A 12,663-nucleotide genomic window follows, 5' to 3' on the forward strand; every position below is an offset into this window, starting at 1 on the left:
CGCTTCTCCTTCACGCTCCGCGGTCCTTGACGGGTGTGCAGAGGTGAGGATAGGCCCGGCCGCCGGGGTGCACGCATCAGGTATCCGCAGGTGACCGGCTCCGCGTACGGTCGGGGCATCGCCGCGGAGCGGTCCGGCTGCCGTGCAGGGGAGGGCAGCCGGACGCCCGCCGTGCGCCCTCCGGCTACGCCTCCGGGTAGCGGCGCGGCGTCCAGACCACCTCGCCGAGACCGCCGCGCCGGACGGCCTGGGTCTGCGAGGAGCCGATCAGCAGGATCGTCCGCATGTCCACCTCGGCCGGGTCCAGCTCCGCCAGCCGCACCGTGCGCACCCGCTCGGTCGGGCCGCCGACGTCACGGGCCAGCACCACGGGGGTGTCCGGCGCCCGGTGCTCCAGCAGCAGGTCGCGGGCCAGGCCGACCTGGGTGGTGCGGGACTTCGACCCGGGGTTGTAGAGCGCCAGCACCAGGTCCGCGCCCGCCGCCGCGCGCAGCCGCTCGGCCACCACGGACCAGGGCTTGAGCCGGTCGGAGAGCGAGACCACGGCGTAGTCGTGCCCCAGCGGCGCACCGGCCCGGGAGGCGGCGGCGTGCGCGGCGGTCATGCCCGGCACGATCCGCACCGGCACCTCGCGGTACTCCTCCTGGCAGGCCACCTCCAGCACGGCGGTGGCCATCGCGAAGACGCCCGGGTCGCCGGAGGAGACCACCGCGACCCGCCGGCCGCGCCGGGCCAGCTCCAGGGCGAACTCGGCCCGCTCGGACTCCACCTTGTTGTCCGAGCCGTGCCGAAGCTGCCCGGCCCGCACCGGCACCCGGTCCAGGTAGGTGGTGTAGCCGACCAGGTCGGTGGCCGCGGCCAGCACCCCGCGGGCCTCGGCGGTCAGCCAGAGCGGCCCGGCCGGGCCGGTGCCGACCACCACCACCTCGCCGCGCTCGGGCACCGGCTTCGGGTGGTTGATCCGGCTGGGCAGCACCGCGACGGAGAAGTACGGCACCGACTCCGGGTCCACCTCCGCCAGCGCCCCGGTCCGCTCCCCCGGCATGGTGGCCCGCTCGACGTAGCGCGCCTCGTCCAGCCGGCCGGCCCGCTCCAGGGCCCGGCGCACGGTCGGGAAGGTGCGGCCGAGCTTCATCACCACGGCGGAGTCGGTGGCGGCCAGCCGGGCCGTCAGCTCCTCCTCGGGCAGCGTGCCCGGAATGATCGTCAGCACCTCCTGGTCCTCGCAGAGCGGGGTGCCGAGGCGGGCGGCGGAGGCGCTGACCGAGGTGACGCCGGGGATCACCTCGGTCGGGTAGCGGTGCGCCAGGCGCTTGTGCATGTGCTGGTAGGAGCCGTAGAAGAACGGGTCGCCCTCGGCCAGCACGGCCACGCTGCGGCCGGCGTCCAGGTGGGCGGCCAGGCGAGCCGCGGCCTCCTCGTAGAACTCCTCCAGCGCGCCCCGGTAGCCGCCGGGGTGGTCGGTGGTCTCCACGGTGATCGGGTAGACCAGCTTCTCCTCGAGCTGCTCGCCGGTCAGGTGCGGGGCGGCGATCGAGCGGGCGATCGACCGGCCGTGCCGGGCGCTGTGGTAGGCGATCACGTCCGCCTCGGCGATCGCCCGGGCGGCGCGCAGGGTGAGCAGTTCGGGGTCGCCGGGGCCGAGGCCGACGCCGTAGAGGGTGCCGGGTGCGTTCTCGGTGGTCATTCGATCTCACTCGCGATCGCGTTCAGGGCGGCGGCGGCGATCGCGCTGCCGCCGCGGCGGCCGCGGACCACGAGGTGCTCCAGGCCGGACGGGTGCTCGGCCAGCGCCTGCTTGGACTCGGCGGCGCCGACGAAGCCCACCGGCACGCCGATCACCGCGGCCGGGCGGGGAGCGCCGGCCTCGATCATCTCCAGCAGCCGGAAGAGCGAGGTCGGCGCGTTGCCGACGGCCACCACGGAGCCGGCCAGCTTGTCGTGCCACAGCTCCATGGCGGCGGCGCTGCGGGTGGTGCCGAGCTCGGCGGCCAGGCCCGGGACCCGGGGGTCGGAGAGGGTGCAGACCACCTCGTTGTCGGCGGGCAGCCGCTTGCGGGTGACGCCGCTGGCGACCATCGACACATCGCACAGGATCGGTGCGCCCGCGCGCAGCGCGGCCCGGGCGTCGGCGACCACGTTGGGGGTCCAGAGCAGGTCGGCGACCAGGTCGGTCATCCCGCAGGCGTGGATCATCCGCACCGCGACCTGGGCGACGTCGGCCGGCAGGCCGGCGAGGTCGGACTCGGCGCGGATGGTGGCAAAGGACTCGCGGTAGATCGCCGCACCGTCCTTCTCGTACTCGATCACGTGGTCCTCCTGGCGGCGGCGACGGCCGCCGCCATCTGTTCGGTCGTCACTTCGGTGGTGCTGTTGATCGTGTAGCGGGCGGGGCCGGTGGCCAGCACGTCCACCCACTCGCCGGCCGGGTGGCCGCAGCGGCGCTCGCAGCCGGACCAGTGGACGGGGAGACCGCTGCCCGTCGCCCCGTCCAGCGCGGCGGCCGCATCCGTGCGCACGTCGGCGAGCGACTTCGCGCAGCCGGGCGCGCCGGTGCAGGCGGTGGCGCCCTCCCAGGGCGAGCCGGGCGCGGTGCGCAGGCCGAGCGCGGCGAGGCCGGGCAGCGCGGCGGGGTCGGCGTCGGGCAGCACGACGGTGCGCCAAGGCGTGACGCGGAGTTCGCTGGAAGCGTCCGCGAGCGCGAGCCACTGCGCGGCGGTGCCCCGGCCGAACGGCAGGCCGACCACCAGCGCTGCTTCGCCCGCCCCGACGACCGGCCGCCCGCCGGGCAGCGGCGGCAGCGGACGGAGCGTCAGACCGAGGCGGCCCGCGAGCAGCTTCCCGTCGGGGTCGGCCTCCCGGATCCGCCAAGCACCCGTGCCGAGCGCCAGGAACTCCTCGGCCACCCGCAGCATCAGGTCCGCAGCGTCGGCCAAGCCGACTTCCGCCGCAGCGTCTCCCCGCCCAATCCGCAGCAGGGCTCGTCCCTCACCGACGATCGCCGTCAGATCCGCGTCCAACGCCGCGACATCTCCGCGCCCGCCGTCCACCGCGAACAGGAACCGCCCGGACAGCCCGCGCGCGGTCTCGCTCGCACACAGCGCCTCGTCCAGCTCCCGCAGCAGCACCCGCACCTCGGGGCCGCCCAGCGGACTGGCGACGATGTTCCGCACCCGGTCGTGCGCGAGCGAGGGCAGCAGCCCGGCCGCACGCAGAAGGTCGGCCAGCCCGACTCCCGCGTCGGCGGCCAGCCCGCGCAGCTGGATGTTCCCCCGCGAGGTGGCCTCCAACGCCCCGTCACCCAGCTCGACCGCCGCCGCGACCAGCTCTCGCACCTGATCCGCAGCCAGCACCCCACCGGGCACCCGCACCCGCGCCAACGCCCCGTCATCGGCCTGATGCAGCCGCAGCGCCCCGGGACAGGCGTCATCGCGCCCCCGCGCGCGGGCAGGCTCGATGGCGTCGGGAGAGGGTGGCATGGCCGCGAGCATACCCATGAACCAACCGTGCACATGCCCGGCACCGGACGTGATCCACGTCTCCACCAGCCCCTCCCCGCGATGCGTCAAGGGTGCTCATTGGGGTCCTGACAGAGGGCATGTGATGCTGGCGGAGTGACTGATCAAGGTGAGGTTGTCATCGCCCGCTGGCAAGGTCGGAGCCCTTCCGTTCCGCACGGGCTGGCCGAGCTGCTGGCGGCCTACCATCTGCAGACGCAGGCCGAGAAGGGCGAGGCCGTCGCTGATGCGGACCGCTTGCCGGACCGCTACCGGGCAGAGGTCCTGGACCCGCGAGCCGCGTTCGCCGACGATGTCCTGCTGGTGGCGCTGAGCGGGGACACCGCCGTCGGCTGCCTGGCGGTGACCGCTCCCGTGGGCGGACGGTGCGAGGTCAAAAGGCTCTGGACAGCTCCGGCCTTCCGGGGCCAGGGCATCGCGTCCGGCCTGGTCAGCGCCGCGCTCGCGCATGCCGCGGACGGCGGCGCCGACACGGTACGGCTCTCGGTGTGGCAGTGGCGGGCAGGCGCCATCGCCCTGTACGAGCGACTCGGCTTCACCGTCACCGAGTCATGGGACGAGCGGGATCAACTGGTGTGCATGGAGCGCGCCGTGTGAGTGGCCACAGTGGGCCGCTGCTCAGTCAGCTCTCCACGCACGCCCGTATCAAGATCGTCTCATGTCCAGGATCTCCTTTCGGCACCCGCTCCAGGAAGCCGTCCCGGGCCGCCGGGGGTCCGATGGCGGCCTTCCCGAGTCACCGTCATCACACCGCCTGTCCAGCGCCTGCGCGCGCGTCTAGGATGGCCCGCGGGCAGGCCTCGGTCTGCCCGCAGTCATGACGGCGACAGGGAGGAAACCGGTGCGACACCGGTGCGGTCCCGCCACTGTGACCACGGTTCAGCGCCGTGGGAGCCAGGAACTCCACGCCGTCCTCACCCTCCAGCCCGGGGCGCGGACCCCGAGGAAGGCCGCCGCATGATCCTGCTGCTCTCCACCTCCGACACCGACCTGCTCTCGGCCCGAGCGTCGAACGGCCCGGTCGCCTACCGCCTCGGCAACCCGGCCCGGCTCACCCCCGCCGACCTGCCCGAACTGCTGGAGGGCACCGACCTGGTGGTGGTGCGGCTGCTCGGCGGGCGCCGGGCCTGGCAGGAGGGGCTGGACGCGCTGCTGGCCGGGCCGCGCCCGGTCATCGTGCTGAGCGGCGAGCAGGCGCCCGACGCCCAGCTGATGGAGCTGTCCACGGTGCCGGCCGGCCTGGCCGCCGAGGCGCACGCCTACCTGGCGCACGGCGGTGCGGCCAACCTGGCCGAGCTGGGCGCCTTCCTCTCCGACACCGTGCTGCTCACCGGCCACGGCTTCGCGCCGCCCGCCTCCGCCCCCGACTGGGGCCCGCTGGAGCGAGCAGCAGCAGCCACCACCGGCCCGGCCGTCGCCGTCCTCTACTACCGCGCCCACCACATGAGCGGCAACACGGCCTTCGTGGAGACGCTCTGCACCGCCATCGAGCAGGCCGGCGGCCAGGCGCGCGCCTACTACTGCTCCTCGCTGCGCGGCGCCCCCGCCGAACTGCTGGCCGAGCTGGGCGCGGCCGACGCGATCGTCACCACCGTGCTGGCCGCCGGCGGCACCCGTCCCGCCGACGCGCAGGCCGGCGGCGACGAGGAGGCCTGGGACGCGGGCGCGCTGGCCGCCCTCGACCGGCCGATCCTCCAGGCGCTCTGCCTCACCTGGTCGCGCGAGCAGTGGGCGGGCAGCGACGACGGGCTCTCCCCGCTGGACACCGCCACCCAGGTCGCCGTGCCGGAGTTCGACGGCCGCCTGATCACCGTGCCGTTCTCCTTCAAGGAGCTGGACGAGGACGGCCTGACCGTCTACGTCGCCGACCCCGAGCGGGCCGCCCGCGTCGCCGGCATCGCCGTCCGGCACGCCCGGCTGCGCCACATCCCGCCGGCCGAGCGCCGCCTCGCGGTCGTCCTCTCCGCCTACCCGACCAAGCACGCCCGGGTGGGCAACGCGGTCGGCCTGGACACCCCGGCCAGCCTGGCCCGGCTGCTGCGGCGCCTGCGCGCCGAGGGCTGGGAGCTGGGCGAGGGTTTCCCCGGCATGGAGCCCACCGCCGACGAGCACGAGGGCGATGCGCTGATCAAGGCGCTGATCGAGGCGGGCGGCTACGACCAGGACTGGCTGACGGAGGACCAGCTCGCCCGCAACCCGGTCCGGATCCCGGTCGCCGACTACCGCCGCTGGTACGCCGGGCTGCCCGCCGGCCTGCGCGAGCGGGTGGAGGAGCACTGGGGCCCGGCCCCGGGCGAGCTCTACGTGGACCGCACCCACAACCCGGACGGCGACATCGTGCTGGCCGCGCTGCGGGCCGGCAATCTGCTGGTGCTGGTGCAGCCGCCGCGCGGCTTCGGCGCCAACCCGGTGGCGATCTACCACGACCCGGACCTGCCGCCCTCGCACCACTACCTGGCCGCCTACCGCTGGATCGCGGCCGCGCAGGCCGACGGCGGCTTCGGCGCGGACGCCGTGGTCCACCTCGGCAAGCACGGCAACCTGGAGTGGCTGCCCGGCAAGACCGCCGCGCTCTCCGCCGAGTGCGGGCCGGACGCGGCGCTCGGCGACCTGCCGCTGGTCTACCCGTTCCTGGTCAACGACCCGGGCGAGGGCACCCAGGCCAAGCGCCGCGCGCACGCCACCCTGGTCGACCACCTGGTGCCGCCGATGGCCCGGGCCGACTCCTATGGCGACATCGCCCGCCTGGAGCAGCTGCTGGACGAGCACTCCAACATCGCCGCGATGGACCCGGCCAAGCTGCCCGCGATCCGCGCCCAGATCTGGACCCTGATCCAGGCCGCCAAGCTGGACCACGACCTGGGTCTGGACGAGCGCCCGGAGGACGACGGCTTCGACGACTTCCTGCTGCACGTGGACGGCTGGCTCTGCGAGGTGAAGGACGCGCAGATCCGCGACGGCCTGCACGTGCTGGGCCAGGCGCCGACCGGCACCGACCGGGTCAACCTGGTGCTCTCCATCCTCCGCGCCCGCCAGGTCTGGGGCGGCGTCAGCGCGCTGCCGGGCCTGCGCGAGGCGCTGGGCCTGGACGAGGCCGCGCTCACCCTGGGTGCCACCGACGCGGCCGAGGCCAAGGCCCGCGAGCTGGTCGAGGCGATGGAGGCCGCCGACTGGTCGGTGGACGCGGTGGCGAAGGTCGCCGACGGCCTCCCGGCCGCCGTGGCCGAGGTGCTGGACTTCGCCGCCCGCCAGGTGGTGCCCCGACTGGCCTGCACCACCGACGAGTTGGACGCCGTGATCCACGCGCTGGGCGGCGGCTTCGTGCCGGCCGGCCCGTCCGGCTCACCGCTGCGCGGGCTGGTCAACGTGCTGCCCACCGGCCGCAACTTCTACTCGGTGGACCCGAAGGCGGTGCCCAGCCGGCTCGCCTGGGAGACCGGCCAGGCGCTGGCCGCCTCGCTGGTCGAGCGCTACCAGGCCGACAACGACGGGGCGTTCCCGCCCTCGGTGGGCCTCTCGCTCTGGGGCACCAGCGCGATGCGCACGGCCGGCGACGACATCGCCGAGGCCTTCGCGCTGCTCGGCGTCCGCCCGGTCTGGGACGACGCCTCCCGCCGGGTCACCGGCCTGGAGGCCGTCCCGCTCGAGGAGTTGGGCCGTCCCCGGATCGACGTGACGCTGCGGATCTCCGGCTTCTTCCGGGACGCCTTCCCGCACGTGGTGGCCCTGCTGGACGACGCGGTGCGCCTCGCGGCGGCCCAGCAGGAGGCGGACGAGCAGAACTTCGTCCGCGCCCACGTGCAGGCCGACCTGGCCGAGCACGGCGACGAACGCCGGGCCACCGTCCGGGTGTTCGGCTCCCGCCCGGGCACCTACGGCGCCGGCCTGCTGCAGCTGATCGACAGCCGGGACTGGCGCACCGACGCCGACCTGGCCGAGGTCTACACGGTCTGGGGCGGCTACGCCTACGGCCGCGGCCTGGACGGCCGGCCGGCCCGCGAGGAGATGGAGACCGCCTACCGGCGGATCACGGTGGCGGCGAAGAACACCGACACCCGCGAGCACGACATCGCCGACTCCGACGACTACTTCCAGTACCACGGCGGCATGGTGGCCACCGTGCGCGCTCTCACCGGCTCGGCGCCGGCCGCCTACATCGGCGACTCCACCCGCCCGGAGACGGTCCGCACCCGCACCCTGACCGAGGAGGCGGCCCGGGTCTTCCGCGCCCGGGTGGTCAACCCCCGCTGGCTGGAGGCGATGCGCCGGCACGGCTACAAGGGCGCCTTCGAGATGGCGGCCACCGTGGACTACCTGTTCGGCTACGACGCCACCACCGGTGTCGTGGCGGACTGGATGTACGAGCGGCTGACCCAGGAGTACGTGCTCGACCCGGTCAACCGCGAGTTCCTGACCGAGGCCAACCCCTGGGCGCTGCACGGTATCAGCGAGCGACTGCTGGAGGCGGCGGAGCGCGGCCTGTGGGCGGAGCCGGACCCGGCGCTGCTGGCCGAGCTGCAGGCCGCCTTCCTGGAGGCGGAAGGCGACCTGGAGGGCGAGGACTGACGGACCGTCAGGGAGCGGGCACGGCCACCAGGACCTGACCGCTCGTCAGGTCCCGTACCTCGAAGCGGGCCAGCTGGCCCGGGGCGAAGCCGGTGCCGCCGCCGGTGTGCAGGGTGGCGGCCGGTCCGTAGCCGGTGTTCGGCACGGTCCAGCTGGACACGGTCTGCTCGGCGCCCTGCGCGGAGACCGCGACCAGGTCACAACTGCGCGGCCCGGTCACGCCGGAGAGCGCCAGGGTGACCGAACTGCCCCAGGCGGCGGGCGCCACACCGACCGTGGCGCTCGCCCCGCCGGGGCCGGTGGCGGTCCGCGTGACGGCGGCCGGGCTGCCGGTGGCGGCGGGCGGTCCGGCCGGCCCGGCGTCCAGCACGGCCGCCGTGACGGCCGGCCCGCCGAACACCAGCACGGCGGCGACGGCCGCCAGCCAGCGCCGCCTGGTCCGCCGACGGCGGCGGACGGCCGCGACCTCGGCCAGCAGTCCGTCCAGCAGCTGCTCGCTGGGCTCCACCGGCTCGGCGCCGGCGGCCGCGTACTCGGCGAGCAGCGGCGCCAGCCCGCCCAGCCGGTCGGCCTCCGCCCGGCAGCGCGCGCAGTCGGCCAGGTGCACCTCGAAGGCGACCTGCTCCTCCGGGGAGAGCAGCCCGAGGACGAACGCACCGACGGCCAGGTGCGGTTCGTCCCGCTCCGCGGATTCGGTCACGACGTCACCCCTCGTTCCTCCAGTGCCAGCCGCAGCGATCGCAGCGCGTAGTAGAGCCGCGACTTGACGGTACCCTCCGGAATGCCCAGCTCGGCGGCGGCCTCGGGCACGGTGCGGCCCCGCAGGTAGGTCGCCACGATCACCTGGCGGTGCGCCGGGGTGAGCGCGCCGAGCGCGTCGGTGACGGTCATCATCCGCAGCGCCCGGTCGAGCTCGTCCTCTGCGGGCAGCAGCTCCAGCGGTCCGGGGTCGGTCTCCGGCGGCCGGGCCAGCTCGCGCCGGTGGCCGTCGATCACGATCCGCCGGGCCACCGTGACCAGCCAGGGCCGCAGCGAACCGCGCCCGCCGTCCAGTTGGTCGGCGTTGCGCCAGGCCCGGACCAGGGTCTCCTGGACCACGTCCTCGGCACGCTGCCGGTCGCCGTGCACCAGGTGCAGGACGAAGCCGAGCAGCGGGCCGGCGTGCTCCCGGTAGAGGGCCCGCATCAGCTCTTCGTCCGTGTCGCCGCCCAGGGCGCCACGGCGGTCCTCGGTCACCACTCCATCCTGGCGCACGGCACGCGCTCCCCGGAAGCCGCCACGCCTCAGTACCCGCTGGTCGGCGGGGCGGTGGGCGAGGTGCTGGCGGCCATCGCCTTGCCGCCGGCCGGCGTGATCGCCCACCAGGTGCCGTTGACGCCCTGGCCGTTGGTCTGGCCGGCCTTGGTGTCGCCGGCGAACCGGTAGAGCGGCCAGCCGTCCAGGGTGACCTGCTTGCTGCCGTCGTCCCGGGTGATGGTGCCCAGGGTGCCGGACAAGCCGGTGCCGCTGGGCTGGCCGGTGGTGGTGACCGCGGGCCAGGTGGTGGCGCAGCCGCCGGTGCAGTGCGAGGCGGAGGGGCTGTTGGTGTCCTGGTCGAAGCGGTACAGCGTGAAGCCGTTGCCGTCCGTGACGATCTGGCCCAGGCCGGTGCTGCTGCCGACGGCCTTGACCATGGCGTTGGCGGGCTGGCTCGGCATCGGCGTGGCCGGCGCGGTGTTGCCCGGCGCCGGGCTCGTCGGCGAAGCCGTGGTGTGCCCGCTGGAGCCGCAGGCGGTGGCGAAGGCCAGCACGGCGGCCCCCGAAGCCGCCAGTATCCCGGCCCGGCGCATGGTCGACATGGTGCATCTCCCGTCCGGTGGCGCCGCGCGCTCAGCGCGGCTCACCCGGGGTTACGCACCGGCCGGACCTTCCGTTCAACCGTTCTCGTCCTCTTCTCCCGCCCTGGGCAGCAGCACCAGCGCGAAACCCGCCTGGAACGCCCCGACCACCAGCAGCACCGGCTCCTGGCGCAGCACCGCGGCCATCGCCGCGGCCGGGAGCAGCAGCACCGCCGCGGCGAGCGCCCGCTGCGCCCGCACCCGCCGCAGCGGCGCCAGCAGGCCCAGCAGTGCCGCGCTGGACGTCGCCAGCGCCAGGTAGACGGCGATTCCCAGCAGGCCGGTCGTCAGCACGTGGAGCCGGTTGAACCCGATGGCGCGGAGCTGCCAGAGCGCCAGCGCCGCGCACCCCGCGAAGAGCAGCAACAGGTACCGGGCGAGCGCGTCGAGGTACCAGCCCCATCCCGCGCTCACCCGGTGATCGGGCCGATCCGCGCCGAGTGGATGCCGGCTCCGGCGCAGTGCTCGGTCTTCCAGGGCAGGAAGAGCGCGGTCTTCTGGTCCGGCGGGTAGATCTTGAGCCCGGTGGCCGCGGTCAGCTGGCACTGGCCCGGGTCGTAGCCGCTGACGCCGTTGGCGTCGTGGAACGCGGCGTGCGCGGTGCCGCCGGGCGGCAGGGTGACGGGCTGGTAGGCCACGCCGCTGCGGGTGGCGGGGTTGCCCGGCTGGCCGCCGGTGTCGGGGACGTAGGAGACGCCCGGGTAGCCGGTCAGCGTGCAGGTGTGCGAGGAGGTGTTGGTGAAGGTGAGCGTCGAGTCGTACTGGCCGGCGCCGACCGAGGGGTCGCCCTGCACGACGGTGAGCTGGGTCGCGGTGCAGGCGGTGCTCGGCGTGCCGGCGGGGGCGGCGCTGCCCGGGGCGGCGGCACTCGGGGCGGCGGCACTCGGGGCGGCGGCACTGGGAGCGGCACTGGGGTGCGCGCTCTCCGGACCGGGCGAGGCGGGCGAGGCGGGCGCCGGGTCGGCGGCGGCGGTCGGCGGCAGCTGCTCCTGGCCCGTGCCGCCGGGCCCGGGCAGGCTCGACCCGGCGGCAGGGGCGGCCGGCTTCCCCACCGAGCTCGAGCCGGACGAGGAACAGGCGGTCAGCGTGAGACCGCCCACCAGCAGGACGGCGGCGGCGGCGAGTTTCGGGGACATCGCGGACTCCTTCCACTGCACCGCCGTATGCCCGGGGCCCGCCCGCCGCATTCCCCGCAGGGTGCGGCTGTTGCGAAACCCGGGCATTCGGTGACGACCCGTCAACTCCTGGCACTCACAGCAAGGTCCGCCAGTAGTACCAGAACCGGTTGAGCACCATCAGCGCGATCACCGCGTACCAGAGCACCGGCACCACCCAGTGGTAGCGGTCCACCTCCCGCACCACCGCGCGCAGCCGCTCCGGCACCGGGATCACCCCGGTGCGCAGGTTCGCCAGCGTGGTGTACCAGAAGAGCACGATGGTGACGGCCCAGACCACCATGCAGTACGGGCAGACCGCGCCGATGCGGTAGAGCGTCTGCCCGATCAGCCAGTGCACCAGCAGCACGCCGCCCAGCGTGCCCAGTTGCAGGCCCAGCCAGTACCAGCGCCGGTACCGCGCACCCGCCAGCAGGCCGGCGCCGGCGGCCGCCACCACGGCGAAACCGACCAGCCCCAGCAGCGAGTTGGGGAACCCGAAGGCCGAGGCCTGCGCGGTCCGCATCACCGAGCCGCAGCTGATGATCGGGTTGATGTTGCAACTGGGCACGTAGCCCGGGTTCTCCAGCAGCCGGATCTTGTCGACGGTGAGCACCGCGGAGGCGGCCAGGCCGATCAGGCCGGCCGCCAGCAGCAGCCGGGCGTAGCCGCGGCGCTGCTCCTCGACGGCGGTCATGCCGCCCCCACCTGCTTCCTGAAGTCCTCGGCGCCGACCGGGTTCCCGGCGCCGTCGAACAGGTTCAGGGCCTTGCCGTCGAGCTTCATGGTCGGGGTGCCGGTGACGCCGCTCTTGTCGAAGGCGGCGGCGACCTTCTGCGCCCAGGGCAGGTAGGTGCCGTCCTGCACGGCGGCGGTGAAGGCGTCGGTCCTCAGGCCCGGCACCTGGCCGGCCAGGTCCAGCAGCTTGGCGTTGCTGCCGAAGCCGTCGGTCTGCTCGGCGGGCTGGTTGGCGTAGAGCACGTCGTGGAACTTCTTGAAGTCGTCCACGCCCTGGTTGAGCGCGGCGCCGGCGGCGGCCAGCGCGGTGATCGAGCCCTTGCCGCCGAGGTTGTCGTCCAGGAAGGCGGCCAGGTGGTAGTTGATCTTGTAGTCGCCGGCGTCGGCGAGCTGCTGCACCAGCGGGCCGTCGGCGTTCTCGAACTTCTTGCAGATCGGGCAGCGGAAGTCCTCGTAGACGTCCAGGGTGTGCGGGGCGTCGGCCTTGCCGTAGGTGACCACGGTGCCGTCGGTGCCGCCGGCGTTGGCCGGGGTGACCAGCGGGGCGCTGCTGGCGGCCACGGCCGTGCCGCCCGGGCCGTCGTGGCCGCCGGTGCCGACGGCGATCGCGATGCCGCCGATCAGCAGCAGCGCGAGCACGCCGGAGCCGGCGATCACGATCCGCTGCCGCAGCTTCTGCCGGTCCTCGGCGAGCTGCGCCTGGCGCAGCTTCTCGCGGCGGGCGGCCTGCTGCTCGGCGGCGCCGGGCTTCTTCTGGTGGCTGGAGGTGCTCATGGTGGGGTTCCCGTCCGCGCCGGGTCGGTCGGCACC

12 protein-coding genes and 1 riboswitch are annotated in these 12,663 nt (G+C 74.7%); of the genes, 2 read left to right on the forward strand and 10 right to left on the reverse strand.

The window, feature by feature from the left end; all coding sequences use genetic code 11:
- Positions 1-184: 184 nt before the first annotated feature.
- From ACFYNO_RS01225 to ACFYNO_RS01235, 3 genes are read right to left on the reverse strand one after another with little or no spacing between them, the layout of a single operon-like run.
- Positions 185-1,687, reverse strand: coding sequence for a precorrin-2 C(20)-methyltransferase (locus ACFYNO_RS01225; RefSeq protein WP_388003205.1), 1,503 nt, complete (start codon positions 1,685-1,687; stop codon positions 185-187).
- Positions 1,684-2,310 carry a precorrin-8X methylmutase gene (locus ACFYNO_RS01230; protein WP_388003208.1) on the reverse strand — a complete coding sequence of 209 codons (627 nt, stop codon included), beginning with the start codon at positions 2,308-2,310 and terminating at the stop codon, positions 1,684-1,686. The genes ACFYNO_RS01225 and ACFYNO_RS01230 overlap by 4 nt, the downstream gene beginning before the upstream one ends.
- Complete coding sequence (locus ACFYNO_RS01235; RefSeq protein ID WP_388003211.1) at positions 2,307-3,479, reverse strand: cobalamin biosynthesis protein CobG; 1,173 nt, start codon at positions 3,477-3,479, stop codon at positions 2,307-2,309. Before ACFYNO_RS01235 ends, ACFYNO_RS01230 begins: the two co-directional genes overlap by 4 nt.
- Positions 3,480-3,614: 135 nt before the next feature.
- Between ACFYNO_RS01235 and ACFYNO_RS01240 the strand changes: the two genes are divergently transcribed.
- Both ACFYNO_RS01240 and cobN read left to right on the forward strand, forming a co-directional pair.
- Complete coding sequence (locus ACFYNO_RS01240; RefSeq protein WP_388003214.1) at positions 3,615-4,115, forward strand: GNAT family N-acetyltransferase; 501 nt, start codon at positions 3,615-3,617, stop codon at positions 4,113-4,115.
- Positions 4,116-4,349: 234 nt separating this feature from the next.
- Positions 4,350-4,422: riboswitch (cobalamin riboswitch) on the forward strand.
- A 53-nt stretch (positions 4,423-4,475) separates the two neighbouring features.
- Positions 4,476-8,084, forward strand: a complete 3,609-nt coding sequence (gene cobN / locus ACFYNO_RS01245; RefSeq protein WP_388003217.1) for a cobaltochelatase subunit CobN — start codon at positions 4,476-4,478, stop codon at positions 8,082-8,084.
- A gap of 7 nt (positions 8,085-8,091) precedes the next feature.
- On the opposite strand, the gene ACFYNO_RS01250 is transcribed toward cobN, so the two are convergent.
- The 7 genes from ACFYNO_RS01250 to ACFYNO_RS01280 form a co-directional block, all read right to left on the reverse strand.
- Positions 8,092-8,784, reverse strand: coding sequence for a zf-HC2 domain-containing protein (locus ACFYNO_RS01250; protein WP_388003220.1), 693 nt, complete (start codon positions 8,782-8,784; stop codon positions 8,092-8,094).
- Positions 8,781-9,320 (reverse strand): sigma-70 family RNA polymerase sigma factor, encoded by a 540-nt coding sequence (locus ACFYNO_RS01255; protein ID WP_388003223.1) that lies wholly within the window; start codon positions 9,318-9,320, stop codon positions 8,781-8,783. Before ACFYNO_RS01255 ends, ACFYNO_RS01250 begins: the two co-directional genes overlap by 4 nt.
- Positions 9,321-9,367: 47 nt before the next feature.
- Positions 9,368-9,922, reverse strand: coding sequence for a hypothetical protein (locus ACFYNO_RS01260; RefSeq protein ID WP_388003226.1), 555 nt, complete (start codon positions 9,920-9,922; stop codon positions 9,368-9,370).
- Positions 9,923-9,997: 75 nt separating this feature from the next.
- Positions 9,998-10,375, reverse strand: coding sequence for a hypothetical protein (locus tag ACFYNO_RS01265; RefSeq protein WP_388003228.1), 378 nt, complete (start codon positions 10,373-10,375; stop codon positions 9,998-10,000).
- Complete coding sequence (locus ACFYNO_RS01270) at positions 10,372-11,097, reverse strand: DUF4232 domain-containing protein (RefSeq protein ID WP_388003231.1); 726 nt, start codon at positions 11,095-11,097, stop codon at positions 10,372-10,374. Before ACFYNO_RS01270 ends, ACFYNO_RS01265 begins: the two co-directional genes overlap by 4 nt.
- A gap of 115 nt (positions 11,098-11,212) precedes the next feature.
- Positions 11,213-11,812, reverse strand: a complete 600-nt coding sequence (locus ACFYNO_RS01275; RefSeq protein WP_388003234.1) for a vitamin K epoxide reductase family protein — start codon at positions 11,810-11,812, stop codon at positions 11,213-11,215.
- Positions 11,809-12,627 carry a DsbA family protein gene (locus ACFYNO_RS01280; protein WP_388003237.1) on the reverse strand — a complete coding sequence of 273 codons (819 nt, stop codon included), beginning with the start codon at positions 12,625-12,627 and terminating at the stop codon, positions 11,809-11,811. Before ACFYNO_RS01280 ends, ACFYNO_RS01275 begins: the two co-directional genes overlap by 4 nt.
- Between the last annotated feature and the right edge of the window lie 36 nt (positions 12,628-12,663).

Origin of the sequence: Kitasatospora sp. NPDC006697 (assembly GCF_042869935.1) — a bacterium.
Lineage (GTDB): Bacteria > Actinomycetota > Actinomycetes > Streptomycetales > Streptomycetaceae > Kitasatospora.

Bases quoted from the DNA above. Each gene is read 5' to 3' on its own strand.
- ACFYNO_RS01225 (WP_388003205.1), bottom strand. From the start codon at position 1,687: ATGACCACCGAGAACGCACCCGGCACCCTCTACGGCGTCGGCCTCGGC.
- ACFYNO_RS01235 (WP_388003211.1), bottom strand. From the start codon at position 3,479: ATGCCACCCTCTCCCGACGCCATCGAGCCTGCCCGCGCGCGGGGGCGC.
- cobN (WP_388003217.1), top strand. From the start codon at position 4,476: ATGATCCTGCTGCTCTCCACCTCCGACACCGACCTGCTCTCGGCCCGA.
- ACFYNO_RS01260 (WP_388003226.1), bottom strand. From the start codon at position 9,922: ATGTCGACCATGCGCCGGGCCGGGATACTGGCGGCTTCGGGGGCCGCC.
- ACFYNO_RS01270 (WP_388003231.1), bottom strand. From the start codon at position 11,097: ATGTCCCCGAAACTCGCCGCCGCCGCCGTCCTGCTGGTGGGCGGTCTC.
- ACFYNO_RS01275 (WP_388003234.1), bottom strand. From the start codon at position 11,812: ATGACCGCCGTCGAGGAGCAGCGCCGCGGCTACGCCCGGCTGCTGCTG.
- ACFYNO_RS01280 (WP_388003237.1), bottom strand. From the start codon at position 12,627: ATGAGCACCTCCAGCCACCAGAAGAAGCCCGGCGCCGCCGAGCAGCAG.